This is a genomic window from Vreelandella sp. 21 (assembly GCF_050995515.1).
In the GTDB taxonomy this organism is placed as follows: Bacteria; Pseudomonadota; Gammaproteobacteria; order Pseudomonadales; family Halomonadaceae; genus Vreelandella; species Vreelandella alkaliphila.
This window is the reverse complement of record NZ_CP194673.1, coordinates 3,325,336-3,342,786: the sequence shown is the minus strand read 5'-3', so window position 1 is coordinate 3,342,786 and position 17,451 is coordinate 3,325,336. Positions and strand designations below refer to the sequence as shown.

11 protein-coding genes and 1 rRNA gene are annotated in these 17,451 nt (G+C 52.5%); 9 read left to right on the top strand and 3 right to left on the bottom strand.

Annotation, left to right across the window (positions count from 1 at the left end; genetic code table 11):
• The first annotated feature begins 23 nt into the window (after positions 1 to 23).
• Entirely contained in the window at positions 24 to 1,658 is a 1,635-nt protein-coding gene (locus ACN06F_RS15255) for an NAD+ synthase (protein WP_433924207.1), read from the top strand.
• Between the two features lie 24 nt (positions 1,659 to 1,682).
• Here the strand turns inward: ACN06F_RS15255 and ACN06F_RS15250 are convergent, their stop codons facing one another.
• Both ACN06F_RS15250 and ACN06F_RS15245 read right to left on the bottom strand, forming a co-directional pair.
• A complete protein-coding gene (locus tag ACN06F_RS15250) occupies positions 1,683 to 3,392 on the bottom strand; it encodes a methyl-accepting chemotaxis protein (RefSeq protein WP_433924206.1) in 1,710 nt (569 codons plus the stop codon).
• Between the two features lie 223 nt (positions 3,393 to 3,615).
• Positions 3,616 to 4,431 carry an outer membrane protein assembly factor BamD gene (locus ACN06F_RS15245; RefSeq protein WP_038478342.1) on the bottom strand — a complete coding sequence of 272 codons (816 nt, stop codon included), beginning with the start codon at positions 4,429 to 4,431 and terminating at the stop codon, positions 3,616 to 3,618.
• 198 nt (positions 4,432 to 4,629) lie between these two features.
• Here ACN06F_RS15245 and rluD point away from each other — a divergent pair, with 198 nt between their 5' ends.
• From rluD to ilvN, 5 genes are all read left to right on the top strand, one after another.
• On the top strand, positions 4,630 to 5,589 hold the full coding sequence (rluD, locus tag ACN06F_RS15240; protein ID WP_089040762.1) for a 23S rRNA pseudouridine(1911/1915/1917) synthase RluD: 960 nt from the start codon (positions 4,630 to 4,632) through the stop codon (positions 5,587 to 5,589).
• The gene (pgeF, locus tag ACN06F_RS15235; protein ID WP_038478337.1) at positions 5,586 to 6,341 is read left to right on the top strand and encodes a peptidoglycan editing factor PgeF; all 756 of its coding nucleotides are present in this window, start codon (positions 5,586 to 5,588) and stop codon (positions 6,339 to 6,341) included. The genes rluD and pgeF overlap by 4 nt, the downstream gene beginning before the upstream one ends.
• A 155-nt stretch (positions 6,342 to 6,496) precedes the next feature.
• Positions 6,497 to 9,076 (top strand): ATP-dependent chaperone ClpB, encoded by a 2,580-nt coding sequence (clpB, locus tag ACN06F_RS15230; RefSeq protein WP_038478334.1) that lies wholly within the window; start codon positions 6,497 to 6,499, stop codon positions 9,074 to 9,076.
• Positions 9,077 to 9,621: 545 nt separating this feature from the next.
• Positions 9,622 to 11,346, top strand: coding sequence for an acetolactate synthase 3 large subunit (locus ACN06F_RS15225; RefSeq protein WP_038478332.1), 1,725 nt, complete (start codon positions 9,622 to 9,624; stop codon positions 11,344 to 11,346).
• Positions 11,346 to 11,837: an acetolactate synthase small subunit gene (ilvN, locus tag ACN06F_RS15220; protein WP_027336791.1), complete on the top strand. Its 492-nt coding sequence runs from the start codon at positions 11,346 to 11,348 to the stop codon at positions 11,835 to 11,837. The genes ACN06F_RS15225 and ilvN overlap by 1 nt, the downstream gene beginning before the upstream one ends.
• A gap of 82 nt (positions 11,838 to 11,919) precedes the next feature.
• Here the strand turns inward: ilvN and ilvY are convergent, their stop codons facing one another.
• The gene (gene ilvY, locus ACN06F_RS15215; protein WP_433924205.1) at positions 11,920 to 12,807 is read right to left on the bottom strand and encodes an HTH-type transcriptional activator IlvY; all 888 of its coding nucleotides are present in this window, start codon (positions 12,805 to 12,807) and stop codon (positions 11,920 to 11,922) included.
• 218 nt (positions 12,808 to 13,025) lie between these two features.
• Between ilvY and ilvC the strand changes: the two genes are divergently transcribed.
• From ilvC to ACN06F_RS15200, 3 genes are all read left to right on the top strand, one after another.
• On the top strand, positions 13,026 to 14,042 hold the full coding sequence (ilvC, locus tag ACN06F_RS15210) for a ketol-acid reductoisomerase (RefSeq protein ID WP_016916053.1): 1,017 nt from the start codon (positions 13,026 to 13,028) through the stop codon (positions 14,040 to 14,042).
• Positions 14,043 to 14,205: 163 nt separating this feature from the next.
• Positions 14,206 to 15,138, top strand: coding sequence for a CDP-diacylglycerol--serine O-phosphatidyltransferase (gene pssA / locus ACN06F_RS15205; RefSeq protein WP_433924204.1), 933 nt, complete (start codon positions 14,206 to 14,208; stop codon positions 15,136 to 15,138).
• A gap of 575 nt (positions 15,139 to 15,713) precedes the next feature.
• Positions 15,714 to 17,248, top strand: a 16S ribosomal RNA gene (locus tag ACN06F_RS15200).
• The last annotated feature ends 203 nt before the right edge of the window (positions 17,249 to 17,451 follow it).

Below are 17,451 nucleotides of genomic sequence, written 5' to 3'. Positions count from 1 at the left end.
ATTCTCAAGAGATTTTAACGCCCATGCAAGACTTAACGCTGGTAATGGCCCAACTCGACCCTTTAGTGGGAGATATTCCCGGCAATGCTGCACGCGCCATTGAAGCGGTGCGCGAAGCAAGGATCGAGCATGGGGCGGATATTGTTGTCTTTCCAGAGCTTTTCTTGTCTGGTTATCCACCGGAAGATCTGCTACTTCGCCCATCGATGGAAGCTCGCTTGCGTGAAGCGCGGGCGAAGATGGCAGAAAAAATCGCCCGCGATGTGCTGGTGATTATTGGCTATCCGGGCGTTCGTGAAGGAAAGCGCTATAACCTGGCGGGTGTGCTGTATAACGGCCAATGGGAAGCGGAGTATGCCAAGCAGGCACTGCCGAACTATCAAGTGTTTGATGAGCAGCGCTACTTTACGCCTGGCACCAAACCGCTGGTTTACGAGCACAAAGGCGCCAAGCTAGGGCTGCTGATTTGTGAAGACCTTTGGGAAGGTACGCCGGTTAATGCAGCCCGCGAAGCCGGGGCAGAAGTACTGATCAGCTTAAACGCCTCGCCCTATCATCAGGATAAGCCCAGCGAGCGCTTGCGCCTGTTAGAGCAGCGTGCCCAGGATGTAAACCGCCCGATTGTGTATGTGAACACGATCGGTGGGCAGGACGAGCTGGTTTTCGACGGTGGTTCTAGCTGTGTAGACGCCCAAGGCGAACTCAAAGTGCTGGCGCCTTCTTGGCAAGCAGGCTTAATGCCCGTTCAACTGCTGCAAACGAGCGCTGAAACGTGGGAACCCCAAGCGGGTGAAATTGAGCCAGAAGTTGAGCCTGAAGAGAGTCTTTACTGTGCGCTGGTGACAGGGCTGCGCGACTACGTCAATAAAAGTGGTTTTAAAGGCGTTGTTCTGGGGCTTTCCGGTGGTATCGATTCCGCTCTTTCCTTAGCGATTGCCGTCGATGCGTTGGGTCCCCAGCGTGTGCAAGCAGTGATGATGCCTTATCACTATACGGCGGATATCTCGAAGCAGTACGCTGCTGAACAGGCTGACATGCTGGGCGTTCATTATGACGTAATGCCCATCGAGCCGATGGTCGAAGCGTTTATGGGCACTTTGGCAGAAAGTTTCGCGGGCACCGAGCGGGATACTACGGAAGAGAACCTGCAGTCGCGCTGTCGCGGCGTTCTGTTGATGGCGATCTCCAATAAGAAAGGCCTGATGGTGCTTACGACCGGCAATAAAAGCGAAATGGCCGTGGGTTACGCCACGCTTTATGGCGACATGGTGGGCGGCTATAACGCCATCAAAGATGTCTACAAAACCTGGGTGTATCGTTTGACCCGCTGGCGCAATACCCAATCGCCCGCTATTCCAGAGCGAGTGATTGAGCGCCCGCCCAGTGCAGAGCTGGCGCCCGACCAGCAAGACAGTGACTCGTTGCCTGATTACGACGTGCTAGACGCCATTCTGGTGAGCTACATTGAAGGCGATATGAGTGCTGAGGCAATTATCGCCGCTGGGTTTGATGAGGAAGATGTTTATAAAGTAGTGAAGCTTGTTGATCGCTGTGAATATAAGCGCCGCCAAGCCCCGGTCGGAGTACGGGTCACGCCCAGAGGGTTTGGGCGCGACCGGCGCTACCCGATTGTTAATGGCTGGCAGCCTGGCGATTAGAGCGTCAGCGTTTGCTCGATTGACTTAAAAACTGTCCCACGCAGATTCGGCGGGTTGGCGCTTTAAGGCTGTTAAGCTTGGAGCGTTATTCGTCGCCGGATTTTGTGTCTGGCGGGTGCTTGTCACTGTTTGCGCATGAGCATGTTGTTGGCTGGCTGGTAACTTGAAAACGCTCATAGCATGTAACAGTTGGTGTGCGTTTTGGCGTAAATGATTCGCAGCATTTGCGCTCTCTTCCACAAGCGCAGCGTTTTGCTGGGTCACTTGATCCATCTCGGTGATCGCTTGGCCAACTTCTTGTACACCAGTACTCTGTTCAGCGCTAGCATGACTAATTTCCTGCATAATCTTGGTCACTCGCTCAATCGCTGCCACAATATCTTCGGTTGATTTGCTGGCCTCTTCAGCGCGTGCGTTGCCATGATTGACCCGCTCCAAGTTATTAGAAATCAAATCGTTTATTTCTCTTGCGGCATCAGCGCTGCGTTGCGCGAGTTTACGAACTTCCTCTGCAACCACGGCAAATCCACGACCATGCTCCCCAGCCCGAGCAGCTTCTACAGAGGCATTCAAGGCAAGAATGTTGGTTTGAAAAGCAATGGCATCAATGGTTGAAATAATGCCGGCGATTTCTTGCGAGCTTTTGTTGAGGTCGTTCATGGTAGCGACTACTTGATGCACGGCTTCGCCGCCTTGGATTGCGGTTGTTGAAGCACTGGCGGCTTCCTGGCTGGCTTGCTGTGAATTGTCTGCGTTGAGTTTGACCGTGCTGTTGAGTTGCTCCATTGCTGATGCTGTTTCTGCTAGTGCGCTGGCCTGTTCTTCCGTGCGCGACGATAGGTCATTATTTCCTTCCGCAATTTGTTCACTATTGGATGCCACCGCCTCGGCTGATGAACGAACTTGCGATACGATGGCTTGCAGTTGTTTAGACATCGCTACTTGTGATGCCATGATACTGCTGGTATCGCCTTTCTTGAGGTACGGTTGAGTTGTCAGTTCGCCGCGCCCGATAGCTTCCGCAAACACTTTCACTTGACGGGGCTCTGCGCCTAATTCGCGAAGCAACTGACGTGTTAGAAATATCGCAATCGCCCCGCCTATCAACACGGCAAACAGTGTCAGCCCCAGCATTTGTAGTTGAAACCCTGATGCGGTGCTACGAGCAGCGGCGGTGGAAGCGTTATTAATCTGTTCCTGCAGGTTGATAAATTGATTGATGCGGTTAAGCCACTCGGCATAGGCCGGGCCAGCTTGCTCTAGCGTCAAGGTTTGAGCGCGACTAAGGGCGTTAGCAGTGTTGGCATCGAGCACTTGCTGGGTAAGCGCTTGGGTGGTTTCTGATTGATTGTTGATAGTAGAAAGAATGCTTTGCTCTTGGGGCGTTGTATCGGTTTCGCCCATGACCTGCTGCATGCTTTCAATCGCTGTATCGTAGTTGGCAGCTAGCCTTCTCATCTCTTCATTTAGTGTCGTCAGGCGGCTGGCATCCGTCGTCATAACGATGTCGCGTAGCGCAATGGCACGGTCGTGAACACTGCCGCGCATATCAACTGCGAAGCGCTGTTTAGCGCCGTTCACGTCATTAATTGACGTCAATCCACGGTCAATTTGGTTAACTTGATAAATACCGATAGCTGTTAAAAGAACAAGTAATGCAAGCAGGGTAGAAAAAGCAAATGTGAGACGGGTGCTGATATTGGTTTCTGAAAACCAAGATTTGGGGGCGGGCATCCAATGAACTCCAAGCAGGTGCTTTATTATTAAGGTGAAAGAAATATAGTTCTTTGTATAATTTTTGTACAACTTATTTTTAGATATAGAGGTTTTTTTATTTTGTTAACATCATGTAAGTAAAAGTTTTTTGTAGGTGAAACAAAAAAACCACGCCGAGGCGTGGTTTTTTGATAAGCACTTTGTACAGCTCTGTATGAGTCAAGGCTACCTAAAACGGCTATTAATTATCTGCGTTACCATGTTTGGGCATAAAGCGATTGCCTCGTAGCTGCTCATGGTCTGGCGCATTTTCTCGCAGAACGACAAGTACTTCATTGGCGCGATCGTCCATACCAAGCCCTTGATAGCCTTCTACCATGGTTGCCAGCGCGTCACGCGTTGCGTTGGACTCCGGATAGTTTTCAATCACCCAGCGACCTCGTTCAACGGCGGCCAGGAAGGCACCGCGACGCAAGTAGTAGTCGGCCACGTGCAGTTCATGGCGTGCCAGCAACTCACGCAGATACACAATGCGTTGCTGGGCATCCGGGGCATATTCGCTTTGGGGAAAGCGCTGAATCAATTCGCGGAAGTCGTTGTAAGCATCCCGTGAAGCACCCAAGTCACGCTTAGAAATATCAATCAGGCGCAAGCGTTCAAGGCTAAATCGCCCTGCTTGCCAAGCGGAAAGGCCGCGCAGGTAGTAGGCGTAATCCACTTGAGGGTGATCAGGGTGCAAGCGAATAAAGCGGCTGGCAGCGGCGCGTGCCTCTTCCCAGTTGCTGTTTTCGTAGTAAGCATAAATTAGCTCAAGCTGAGCTTGTTCGGCATGGGGGCCAAATGGGTAGCGGGTATCAAGCGCTTCCAGTCGCTCAATGGCAATTGGGAAACGGTTGCTATCCAGCGCTGTGCGGGCAAGCTCATAGAGCTCGCGTTCTTGCACACCTGAGAATTCATCCTCTTCTTCAGGTGTGGTGTCGTTACTGGCACAGCCTGCCAAAAGGGCAAGGCTTAAGGCTAGAACGCCAAAGCGGTTGGCAGCGGAAAAAGCGCGCATCATCATCCTCGTTGCAAACAAGCCTCAATCACCGAAAAGCGACGATGGCCATAAGTAGAAATGGTAGAATAGGTCGCAGTTCGCCCACTATAAATCACCTAGACGCAAAACGCAGGCTTAGCGACACTCTAATGCCGTTTGAAGAGTTAAAAAGCATTATAGGGTAGCCGCGGTGTTTGCGTCTTAAAGAGGTTGTTCATGTCTCGTATTGTTGAAGCCACGCAGCGAGTACCCGCGACATTAGCTGGCGCGCGTTTAGACCAAGCCGCAGCTGAGTTGTTCAGCGATTATTCCCGCGAGCGTTTGAAAGCGTGGATCAACGCCGGTGAGCTCACCGTCGACGGCGCTAAAGTAAAACCGAAGGCCAAGCTGCACGGCCACGAAATATTAGCGCTTAAAGCGACTATTGAAGACGATACTCGTTTTGAGCCCCAAGATATTCCGCTTGATATCGTTTATGAAGACGACGCGGTAATAGTCATCAACAAAGCCGCGGGCATGGTGGTTCATCCCGCCGCGGGCAACCCTGATGGCACATTGTTGAATGCGTTGCTCCATCATCATCCTGCACTGGCAGAAGTGCCTCGGGCGGGAATCGTACATCGCCTGGATAAAGACACCACTGGTCTAATGATGGTGGCGAAAACGTTGCCCGCACAAACGACGCTGGTTGAGCAGTTGCAGGCGCGCAGCGTTTCTCGTCAATATGATGCAGTGGTGATTGGCAAGCCCGTGTCGGGCAGCACCATTGACGCGCCCATTGGTCGGCACCCAAAAGACCGTAAGCGCCAAGCGGTCACGGCTTCTGGGAAACCAGCAGTGACTCACTTTCGGGTGGTTGAGCGTTTCCGCGCGCATACCCATGTGCGTTGCCAGTTGGAAACCGGGCGTACCCATCAAATTCGCGTTCATATGGCTCATGCCCGCTACCCATTGATTGGCGATCCGCTCTATAGTGGCCGTGCTAAGCTGCCGCCGGGTGCTGCTGCGCCGTTAAAAGAGATTTTGCGTGAATTTCCGCGTCAGGCGCTGCATGCTCGGAAGCTCAGTTTTGTGCATCCGGTGAGTGGTGAAACGCTTACTTTTCATGCCGACTTGCCTGATGATCTACTGATGTTGTTGGATTACCTGCGCGAAGATAGTGAGACCATGAGATGAGCGACGCGATTGATCTAAAGCCCACGCTACTGTTACCTGATTGGCCAGCCCCCGCGAATGTGCGGGCGTTTGTGACCACTCGGGAAACAGGGCCGAGCCAGGATGATTTTGCCGCTTTTAATCCAGCGAGCCACGTAGGCGATAATGCTGATCATGTCGCGCTATGTCGGCGTTTGTTGCACAAAGAAATCGGCGATGATCGGCCGCTGCTGTGGCTTAACCAAACCCATGGCGCACGCGTTCAGCAGGCGTATCAAGACGATACGCCGGAAGCAGACGCCTCGGTTGCCAGCAGCAACGACTATGCTTGTGTGGTGCTAACCGCAGACTGCTTGCCGGTGATGTTCTGCAATCGCCAAGGGACCCAGGTAGCCGTTGCCCACGCGGGCTGGCGCGGGCTAGCGGGTGGCGTGCTGGAAGCGACCGTCGCCGCTATGAACTGCGATCCTGACGACATTTTGGTATGGCTCGGGCCGGCTATTTCGAATGCCCAATTTGAGGTAGGACCAGAAGTGTATGGTGCCTTTGTTGCGGTACACCCTGAGACCGCTGAAGCGTTTGACCACAGCCCTTATCGTCTTGGTCACTATATGGCGGATCTTTATCGCTTGGCGCGCTTTCGTTTAGAAGCGCTGGGTATTCATCACATCAGCGGAGGCCACTTCTGCACGGCCTGCGAGTCGCGTTTTTACTCCTACCGCCGAGACAATGGCAGCACTGGACGCATGGCAAGTGTGATCTGGATCAATTAAGTAGTGTTATTCCTTCGAGCTTGTTATGCACAGCTCTTGAAATGCGTGGAACTGACTCCATTAAACTTGTCAAGCTAAACGTTTTTAGCACATTAAAGACAAGTTATTGGGAAACACCGTGGGTCCAAACGCACGGCACCCCCAGGAGGAATTCCATGCGATTCGATAAATTTACTGCCAAATTACAGGCCGCTATTTCTGAGGCACAATCCCTTGCGGTTGGGCACGGCCATAATCAGCTTGATCCCGCGCACTTATTGCTTGCGTTACTCGATACCAAAGACACTGGCATTAAAGCCCTGGTTGAAAAAGCTGGGGGCAGTAGCTCGCGCCTGCGCGACGGTTTGCAGAAGCAGCTAGATAACTTACCTAAAGTAAGCCAGTTCGACGGTGACGTTCAGCCATCTCGCGACTTCATCAAACTATTCAATTTAACTGACCGGGAAGCGCAGAAGCGTGGCGACCAGTTCATTGCCAGTGAATTGGTACTTCTGGCTGCACTGGAAATGAACAGTGCGATCACCAAACTGATGAAAGAGTCAGGGCTCAACCGGAAGGCCCTGGAAGCCGCAATCAATAGCTTGCGCGGTGGTGCTAAGGTCGACGACCCGAATGCCGAAGACCAGCGCGAAGCGCTTAATAAATACACCATGGATCTAACCCAGCGTGCATTAGATGGCAAGTTGGATCCCGTGATTGGTCGTGATGATGAAATTCGCCGCACGATTCAGGTGCTGCAGCGTCGTACCAAAAATAACCCGGTACTGATCGGTGAGCCAGGGGTGGGTAAAACCGCCATTGTTGAAGGGCTGGCTCAGCGTATTGTGAACGGTGAAGTGCCTGAAGGCCTGAAAGAGAAACGCGTCCTTTCCTTGGATATGGGCTCACTGCTGGCAGGCGCCAAATTCCGTGGCGAGTTTGAAGAACGTCTGAAAGCGGTGCTAAAAGAGCTTTCCCAGGAAGAAGGCCGGGTCATCCTGTTTATTGATGAGCTGCACACCATGGTGGGCGCGGGTAAGGCTGAAGGTGCGATGGATGCAGGCAACATGCTTAAGCCCGCGCTGGCGCGTGGTGAACTGCACTGCGTAGGGGCGACCACGCTGGATGAGTACCGCAAATACATTGAAAAAGACGCCGCGCTGGAGCGTCGCTTCCAGAAGGTGTTGGTCGATGAGCCCTCTGAAGAGGACACGGTAGCTATTCTGCGCGGTTTAAAAGAGCGTTACGAAGTCCACCACGGCGTGGATATTACTGATTCGGCGATTATCGCCGCGGCCAAGCTCTCTACCCGCTATATCACTGATCGGCAGTTGCCCGATAAAGCCATTGACCTGATCGATGAGGCAGCGTCACGTATCCGCATGGAACTGGACTCTAAGCCTGAAGAGATGGATAGGCTGGATCGTCGCCTAATCCAGCTGAAGATGGAGCGCGAAGCGCTTAAGAAAGAGACCGACGAGGCCACTAAGAAACGCCTTGAGGCGCTGAACAACCAGATCCACGAGTTAGAGCGCGAATACGCTGACTTGGATGAAATCTGGAAAGCTGAAAAAGCCAGCATTCAAGGCGCAGCCCAGTTTAAAGCGGAGTTGGAGCAGGCGCGCATTGACCTTGAACAGGCGCGTCGCCAGGGCGACCTAGGTCGTATGTCAGAGATTCAGTACGGCAAAATTCCGGCGCTTGAGAAGAAAATCAGCGAAGCGGGTGAAGGCGAAGCTGATATTGCCAGCCACCAGCTGCTGCGCTCAAACGTTACCGAAGAAGAGATTGCCGAGGTGGTTTCTCGCTGGACAGGCATACCTGTCTCCAAAATGTTGGAAGGCGAGCGAGACAAGCTACTGCGCATGGAAGAAGCGCTGCATGAACGAGTGATTGGCCAGCATGAAGCGGTAGAGGCCGTGGCTAACGCCGTGCGCCGCTCGCGGGCAGGGTTGTCTGACCCCAATCGACCCAACGGCTCGTTCCTGTTCCTCGGCCCAACCGGGGTGGGTAAAACAGAGCTATGTAAGTCGCTGGCTAACTTCTTGTTCGATACTGAAGAGGCGATGGTGCGTATCGACATGTCGGAGTTTATGGAGAAGCACTCCGTGGCTCGCTTGATTGGTGCGCCCCCAGGCTATGTAGGTTATGAAGAGGGCGGCTACTTAACTGAGGCGGTGCGTCGTAAGCCCTACTCGGTGCTGTTACTGGACGAAGTGGAAAAAGCGCATCCGGATGTATTCAATATCCTGCTGCAAGTGTTGGAGGATGGCCGCTTAACTGATGGGCAAGGTCGTACAGTCGATTTCCGTAATACGGTGATCGTGATGACCTCTAACATGGGCTCGGACATCATCCAGCGCATGGGTGGAGATGATAACGACTACGAAGTCATGAAAAATGCAGTGATGGAAGTGGTGGGTAACCATTTCCGCCCTGAATTGATTAACCGCATTGATGAGGTGGTGGTGTTCCACGCCCTTGGCCAAGAGCAAATTCAGGCGATTGCCGGTATTCAGTTAGAGCGTTTGAAAGTTCGCTTGGCTGAGCATGACCTGAGCCTGGAAATTAGCGATGACGCCATGGCCCAGCTGGCGGTGGTCGGTTTCGACCCGGTGTATGGCGCAAGGCCGCTGAAGCGGGCGATCCAAAGCCGCATCGAGAACCCATTGGCTCAAGACCTGCTGGCGGGCAAATATGCCCCTGGCGACACTATTCATATCAGTGCGAGTGAAGGCAAGCTAGTATTTGAGTAATTTACGCGTGGGCAATTAAAATTCCCACGTCCTCAACTAGCCTGCGCAATGAACTTCAGCAAGCCTGCGCAATGAACCTCAGTAAGCCTGCGCAATGAAATAGTGCAAAAGCCTCGTTAGCTCTGCTAGCGGGGCTTTTTTAATGGCTAACTGCGACGTTTGTTGCGTTTGTCCTGATCGGAGGTTGACAGGCTGAGGGCGCTAATGGAATCTTGTGTGTTCCTGATTTGCGGGCGCGGAACCAACGGGCAACCCCTAATCCCCGCGCGAAGGGTAGGCGAAAGCCTTTACCCGCCGAAGGACTTCCGGGCTTGGGCTAACCGCCCGACCTGGCCAACGCCCCGACACGGCAAACCGTCGTGTAAGGTAGCTACTGGCGTATTTGATGATATGCCGGTGCTTCCGATGAGAGTGCAGGCCCTAACCGGGCCATATGCCAGGGTTTGGCATCAGGTGCCGGCATGGGCCGGCAGCGGCATACCGCCGCACTCGACACCGCAGGATGTCCTGCGGATCGCACTCGAGACCTCCAGGGGAGAAACACAGTGGAACTGCTTTCCGGCGCAGATATGATCGCCCGCTTCTTGCAGGATGAGGGCGTTGAGTACATTTATGGTTATCCCGGCGGCGCGGCGCTGCACATTTACGATGCGTTGTTCCGCCAGGACAAGGTGAAGCACATTCTTGTGCGTCACGAACAGGCAGCGACTCACGCAGCCGATGGTTATGCTCGTGCAGCGGGCAAACCAGGCGTGGTGCTTGTCACCTCGGGTCCTGGTGCTACCAATGCGGTTACCGGCATTGCGACTGCCTATATGGATTCGATTCCAATGGTCGTGCTGTGCGGTCAGGTCATGAGCCACCTGATTGGTGACGATGCCTTCCAGGAAACCGATATTGTGGGTGTGACTCGCCCCATCGTGAAGCACAGCTTCTCAATTCGGCATCCGTCTGAGATTCCAGAAGTGCTGAAAAAAGCCTTCTATCTCGCGGCGACTGGCCGCCCGGGTCCGGTCGTGGTCGATATTCCTAAAGATATGACAGCACCGACCGAGCGCTATGAGTACGTCTACCCGAAAAAGGTCAAGATGCGCTCCTATAACCCGGTTACCCGGGGGCATACGGGGCAAATTAAAAAAGCCGTTGAGATGATGCTGAAAGCCAAACGTCCGGTGTTCTATACCGGCGGTGGCGTGGTAACTGGCAAGGCAAGCGAAGGGTTGACCGATTTGGTCAAACAGCTCGGCTTCCCCATTACCACGACGCTGATGGGCATTGGCGCCTATCCGCAAAGTGATCGGCAGTGCCTGGGCTGGTTAGGGATGCACGGCTCGTATGAGTCCAATATGGCTATGCACCATGCGGATTTGATTATCGCTATTGGCGCGCGTTTTGATGACCGAGTGACCAACAACACGTCGAAGTTTTGCCCCACGGCAAAAATCATTCACGTGGATGTGGACCCAAGTTCGGTATCTAAAACCGTACGCGCAGATGTGCCCATCGTTGGGCCAGCGTCTAGCGTTATTAATGAAATGATCAGCCTGGTTCAAGGTCAGTCAATTTCGCAGCCTGAAGCGCTGACCGAGTGGTGGCAAAAGATTGACGGCTGGCGCGCCGAGCGTGAAGGCAAGCTATATGAGCCTTCTAAGCCAGGCGAAGTGTTGAAGCCACAGGAAGTTATCGAAGCGCTATGCCGTGTTACTCGCGGTGAAGCCTATGTGACGACGGATGTTGGCCAGCACCAAATGTTTGCTGCTCAGTACTACAAGTTTGATAAGCCTAACCGTCTGATCACTTCGGGTGGTTTGGGCACCATGGGCTTTGGCTTCCCGGCTGCCATGGGTATCAAACAGAACTTCCCTGATGACGATGTCGTGTGTGTAACAGGGGAAGGCAGCTTTCAGATGATGATGCAGGAGCTCTCTACCTGTAAGCAGTACGGCGTGGGCGTCAAAATTGTAAACCTCAACAATGCATCGCTTGGCATGGTGCGGCAGTGGCAGGATTTGAACTACAAGTCCCGTCATGCGCACTCCTATATGGAGTCGCTGCCAGACTTCCACATGCTCATTGAGGCTTACGGATTTACCGCAATCACCGTGAATACCCTTGACGAGTTGGAGCCGGCGCTAGAGCGCGCCTTTGCCGACAAGCATGAGCTGGTGTTCCTGGATGTGAAGGTTGATCCCTTTGAGCACGTCTATCCGATGCAGGTGCCGTTGGGTGCCATGCGTGACATGCTGCTGTCTAAAACGGAGCGTACCTGATGCGTCATATCATCTCGATTCTGATGGAAAACGAACCGGGTGCGCTGTCACGTGTGGTCGGGCTGTTCTCCCAGCGTAACTTCAACATTGAAACGCTGAACGTTGCACCGACCGAAGACCCGTCGCTGTCACGCCTGACGGTGACCACCGTGGGTGATGACCGCGTGATTGAGCAAATCACCAAGCATCTGAATAAGCTGATTGATGTGGTGAAGCTGGTCGACCTGACGGAAGGTAACCACATTGAGCGTGAGCTGATGTTGGTGAAAGTAAAAGCGTTAGGCGCTGCCCGCGATGAAGTGAAGCGTACGGTGGATATTTTCCGGGCGCAGATCGTCGACGTAACGCCAAGCCTGTATACCGTTCAGATTACCGGTGACGCTGCTAAGTTGGATGCATTTCTACAGGCCATGGCGCCGGTAGGCATTCTCGAAGTGGCGCGTACCGGGGTGTCCGGTATCGCTCGTGGCGATAAAGTTCTATCGTTGTAAACGCGGCATGCTAGCTGAGTAAGCCGTTGGAAAAGCCGTCCTTATCAGGGCGGCTTTTTTTTTGTGTTCTTATAAGCACGCGTTAACGCGGCGTCACAGTCGCCCAAAACGCGTCAATCATCGGATTTTTGAGGCGTCGGTTAAGCACGCAAACTCCGACATCGTAGTGGGGGAGCTCGGGTTTTACGCTGAGCACTTGCACACGTTCGGACAGCGGGCTGTTATCTAACACGATTTTGGGTACCACGCCCACGCCAAATCCCAGCCCCACCATGCTCACAATCGCTTCGTGCCCAGCTACTTGGGCATAAATGCGCGGCGTTATACCCATCGCCTTAAACCACGTGTTGGCGTACTCCCTTGAAGGCCCTGCCTCTGAAAGAATCATCGGAACATCACGCCACTGCTCGGCTGTTGAGCTTTCCGGCTGACTTGGCAGCCAGTCGTGGGCTTCTGTAGGTCCAATAAACAGCAGCGGCGAGCGGGTAAGCGATTTAAAGGCCAGAGCGCTGGGTGGAATTCGCGGACGGGGGGTAATGGCCATATCGTCTGCGCCTTCCAGTACCCGTGACATGGCGTCAGCGGGGTCACCGGTATGCAGCTTTAATTCGATACCAGGGTGCCGAGTACGCACATCACTCAGTAGTTCGTAGAGAAAGCTATAGCTCGCGGTTACCGAACAGTAAATGCTTATTTCGCCACTCAGCTGTGCCACCGTGGCGGCCAGTGTTCGCTTTTGCATTTCCCATTGCTCTAAGGTCTCTTTTGCATAGCGCTGAAACGCTAAGCCTTGAGGAGTTAGCGTGACATGGCGATTGTCGCGCTCAAATAGTTGCGTGCCTAGCTCGCCTTCAACCTGCTGAATTGAGCGGCTTAAGGTGGATGGGCTGATATGACAAAGCTCGCTGGCGCGGCCAAAATGCAGCGTCTCGGCCAGCGTTACCACATGCTTTAATAAGCGAAAATCCATAGGAAGCCCACTGTTAAGATCGATGTTTCATAATTAGAAATAGTATGTTGCAAATATAGCGTTTTACGCAATGGTGGCGGTGGCGTAGAGTGATCTCAACGCCAAAGCCCAGTGCTGCAAAAGACGGCACGGGTGGCCATCAACGCTGATACGACATATATAAATTATTCCTATATAACGATCATTTTTTGATCAAATTCGATTTTTGGAGTCTTGCTATGCACGTTTATTACGATAAAGATTGTGATCTATCCCTCATCCAAGCCAAGAAAGTCACTATTGTTGGTTATGGTTCGCAAGGCCATGCCCATGCGAATAACTTGAAAGAGTCTGGCGTCGACGTCACGGTTGCTCTGCGCAAAGGTTCTTCCTCTGCCGCCAAAGCAGAAGCCGCAGGCCTGAAAGTGGCAAGCGTTCCAGAAGCGTGCAAAACCGCAGACGTTGTCATGATTCTGGCGCCGGATGAGAATCAAAAAGCAATCTACGAGCAAGAAGTAGAGCCGAACTTGAAAGAAGGCGCGACCTTGGCCTTCGCTCATGGCTTTAATATCCACTACAACCAAATCGAGCCGCGTAAAGATCTTGATGTCATCATGATCGCCCCGAAAGCACCGGGACACACGGTACGCTCTGAGTTCGTTAAAGGTGGCGGTATTCCTGACCTGATCGCTATCCACCAGGATGCGTCTGGTAATGCCAAAGAATTAGCGCTTTCCTACGCGGCAGGCGTTGGTGGTGGCCGTAGCGGCATTATCGAAACTACCTTCAAAGATGAGACCGAAACAGATCTGTTCGGTGAGCAAGCAGTTCTGTGTGGCGGCGCAGTTGAGCTGGTTAAAGCTGGCTTTGAAACGCTGACTGAAGCGGGTTATGCGCCAGAAATGGCTTACTTCGAGTGTCTGCATGAGCTTAAGCTGATTGTTGACCTGATGTACGAAGGCGGCATCGCCAACATGAACTACTCCATCTCCAACAATGCGGAGTACGGTGAGTACGTTACTGGCCCTGAAGTGATTAACGATGAGTCTCGTGCCGCAATGCGCAATGCACTCAAGCGTATCCAAACGGGTGAGTATGCCAAAATGTTCATTCAGGAAGGCAACACTAACTACCCGTCGATGACGGCACGTCGTCGCTTGAATGCTGAACACGAAATTGAGCAAGTAGGCGCTAAGCTACGTGGCATGATGCCGTGGATTGCTGCCAACCAGTTGGTTGATAAATCGAAAAACTAAGCGGTTAGCGTGTTAGTACGCTAGTTAAAGCTTCGGGGCGCACATTGTTGCGCCCCGAGGCGTTTGGCGTTGCATGCTGCAATTGACTGGCTGAGTTAGCTTCACCGTGTAGAATGAAAAGAGATCACTGTGCTGGTGACTTCACTTCAAACGGATGATATTTATGACCCAGGATGCTCGCGATCAAGAGCGTAAACAGGCCCCGCAGTCAGCGCCTCAAGAAGGCCAGAAAACAGAAGCTAGTGGTGCTGGAGAGCAAGAAGACGCTAGTCACGAAAAGGTAAGTAATGGCAGCGTAAGTCATGACAACGTAAGTAATGAAGATCTGGCTAGCGTTTTTTTGCGCGAAACCGAAGTGGTTGAAGAAGCGGTTGAGGACGGTAAGAAAATTCGCCGAAAAGGCATTTACTTATTACCTAACTTGTTTACTACGTCTGCGCTGTTTTCAGGGTTCTTCGCGGTGGTAGCTGGCATTAACGGAGAATTCACTTCGGCAGCAGTGGCAATTTTTATCGCCATGGTGCTTGACGGACTTGATGGCCGTGTTGCCCGTATGACCAATACCCAAAGCGAGTTTGGCGCAGAGTACGATAGTCTTTCCGACATGATCTCGTTCGGTATGGCGCCTGCATTGGTGGCCTTTACCTGGATTTTACAAGACATCGGTAAAACTGGCTGGGTGGTGGCATTTCTTTATGTGGCTTGTGCTGCACTGCGTCTGGCGCGCTTTAATGTCCAGATTGGTAGTGTTGATAAGAAATGGTTTATTGGCTTGCCAAGCCCATCCGCTGCCGCTTTAGTGGCTGCAAGTGTGTGGACCTTCCATAGTTTTGATGCGGATGCGGTAGGTTTTAAGCTGCTAATGCTGTTTGTTGTAGGGGCTGCGGGTGTGCTCATGGTTAGCAATATTCGTTATTACAGCTTTAAAGATCTCGATTTCAAAAAGCCTGTACCTTTTGTTGTGCTTCTAGCGGTGGTGCTAGGGTTCGTAATGATCTCAGTGGAACCATCTGTAATGCTGCTACTGCTTTTTGGTGCTTATGTGTGCTCAGGCCCGGTATTGGCCGTTATGCGCAAGGCCAAGCCTAAAAGCTAAAGTTTATTCACATTTTCTCAAAAAACCACTTGCCAAGTCGGCAGCGAATCCGTAAAGTACGCATCCGCTGCCGGGGACGCACAGCGTTACCAGCGGTGAATGAAGGTGAAAACCTTCGGTTTGTCAGAGAGTTAGAAGAACTCAGCAGCAATACGCTGCGATGTCTTCCAGCGCTTTTTGAAACGGGCCACGCCAGAAAGCAACGTTATTTCGCTTTCTTCGCTCACTCGCTTCACTCACTCAAAACAGTGATTGACAAACACCAGGAAATGCGTAGAATACGCCTTCCTCGCTAAGGCAAGCCAGTTCATCGGTTAGCCAGTTGCTTCTTCGGAAGTTCAGCAGCGAAAACAGCTCTTTAACAATTTGATCAGGTAATTCATGTGGGCGCTTGCCGATGAGGGTGATAAATCACCAAATATCAAGGCAAGCGGTCATGAGAACGACAGTTTTTAAACGTAAGTTTTTAAACGATAGTTGAATGAATTCGTTTGAACCTTGAGCCAAGTTTGATGCGCTTTTGTTGTTCGTAAACATTACGTTTTCGAGTGACGAGTAAGTATCACAATGATTTTAAACTGAAGAGTTTGATCATGGCTCAGATTGAACGCTGGCGGCAGGCCTAACACATGCAAGTCGAGCGGTAACAGGGGTAGCTTGCTACCCGCTGACGAGCGGCGGACGGGTGAGTAATGCATAGGAATCTGCCCGATAGTGGGGGATAACCTGGGGAAACCCAGGCTAATACCGCATACGTCCTACGGGAGAAAGGGGGCTCCGGCTCCCGCTATTGGATGAGCCTATGTCGGATTAGCTAGTTGGTGAGGTAATGGCTCACCAAGGCAACGATCCGTAGCTGGTCTGAGAGGATGATCAGCCACATCGGGACTGAGACACGGCCCGAACTCCTACGGGAGGCAGCAGTGGGGAATATTGGACAATGGGCGAAAGCCTGATCCAGCCATGCCGCGTGTGTGAAGAAGGCCTTCGGGTTGTAAAGCACTTTCAGCGAGGAAGAACGCCTAGTGGTTAATACCCATTAGGAAAGACATCACTCGCAGAAGAAGCACCGGCTAACTCCGTGCCAGCAGCCGCGGTAATACGGAGGGTGCAAGCGTTAATCGGAATTACTGGGCGTAAAGCGCGCGTAGGTGGCTTGATAAGCCGGTTGTGAAAGCCCCGGGCTCAACCTGGGAACGGCATCCGGAACTGTCAAGCTAGAGTGCAGGAGAGGAAGGTAGAATTCCCGGTGTAGCGGTGAAATGCGTAGAGATCGGGAGGAATACCAGTGGCGAAGGCGGCCTTCTGGACTGACACTGACACTGAGGTGCGAAAGCGTGGGTAGCAAACAGGATTAGATACCCTGGTAGTCCACGCCGTAAACGATGTCGACCAGCCGTTGGGTGCCTAGCGCACTTTGTGGCGAAGTTAACGCGATAAGTCGACCGCCTGGGGAGTACGGCCGCAAGGTTAAAACTCAAATGAATTGACGGGGGCCCGCACAAGCGGTGGAGCATGTGGTTTAATTCGATGCAACGCGAAGAACCTTACCTACTCTTGACATCCTGCGAACTTGTGAGAGATCACTTGGTGCCTTCGGGAACGCAGAGACAGGTGCTGCATGGCTGTCGTCAGCTCGTGTTGTGAAATGTTGGGTTAAGTCCCGTAACGAGCGCAACCCTTGTCCTTATTTGCCAGCGGGTAATGCCGGGAACTCTAAGGAGACTGCCGGTGACAAACCGGAGGAAGGTGGGGACGACGTCAAGTCATCATGGCCCTTACGAGTAGGGCTACACACGTGCTACAATGGCCGGTACAAAGGGTTGCGAGCTCGCGAGAGTCAGCTAATCCCGAAAAGCCGGTCTCAGTCCGGATCGGAGTCTGCAACTCGACTCCGTGAAGTCGGAATCGCTAGTAATCGTGAATCAGAATGTCACGGTGAATACGTTCCCGGGCCTTGTACACACCGCCCGTCACACCATGGGAGTGGACTGCACCAGAAGTGGTTAGCTTAACCTTCGGGAAAGCGATCACCACGGTGTGGTTCATGACTGGGGTGAAGTCGTAACAAGGTAGCCGTAGGGGAACCTGCGGCTGGATCACCTCCTTAAACGATGCATCATCCTCGCGGTAAGCGCTCACAATGAATTACCTGATCAGAATGCTGTTGATACGCAGTGATAAGCGTTTTCTTCATATTGAAAGAAGAGAAAAGAGCTTTTTTAAGCTCTTCTTTAAAGACCTTTCTTTTTCTTTTAACGTGAAAAAAGCACTCGCTTATCACTGCGCATAGCAGTCGCTCTTTAACAATGT

What these genes read in the sequence shown, in the direction of transcription:
- ACN06F_RS15255 (WP_433924207.1), top strand. Translation starts at nt 24, where the DNA reads ATGCAAGACTTAACGCTGGTAATGGCCCAACTCGACCCTTTAGTGGGA.
- ACN06F_RS15250 (WP_433924206.1), bottom strand. Translation starts at nt 3,392, where the DNA reads ATGCCCGCCCCCAAATCTTGGTTTTCAGAAACCAATATCAGCACCCGT.
- ACN06F_RS15245 (WP_038478342.1), bottom strand. Translation starts at nt 4,431, where the DNA reads ATGCGCGCTTTTTCCGCTGCCAACCGCTTTGGCGTTCTAGCCTTAAGC.
- rluD (WP_089040762.1), top strand. Translation starts at nt 4,630, where the DNA reads ATGTCTCGTATTGTTGAAGCCACGCAGCGAGTACCCGCGACATTAGCT.
- pgeF (WP_038478337.1), top strand. Translation starts at nt 5,586, where the DNA reads ATGAGCGACGCGATTGATCTAAAGCCCACGCTACTGTTACCTGATTGG.
- clpB (WP_038478334.1), top strand. Translation starts at nt 6,497, where the DNA reads ATGCGATTCGATAAATTTACTGCCAAATTACAGGCCGCTATTTCTGAG.
- ilvN (WP_027336791.1), top strand. Translation starts at nt 11,346, where the DNA reads ATGCGTCATATCATCTCGATTCTGATGGAAAACGAACCGGGTGCGCTG.
- ilvY (WP_433924205.1), bottom strand. Translation starts at nt 12,807, where the DNA reads ATGGATTTTCGCTTATTAAAGCATGTGGTAACGCTGGCCGAGACGCTG.
- ilvC (WP_016916053.1), top strand. Translation starts at nt 13,026, where the DNA reads ATGCACGTTTATTACGATAAAGATTGTGATCTATCCCTCATCCAAGCC.
- pssA (WP_433924204.1), top strand. Translation starts at nt 14,206, where the DNA reads ATGACCCAGGATGCTCGCGATCAAGAGCGTAAACAGGCCCCGCAGTCA.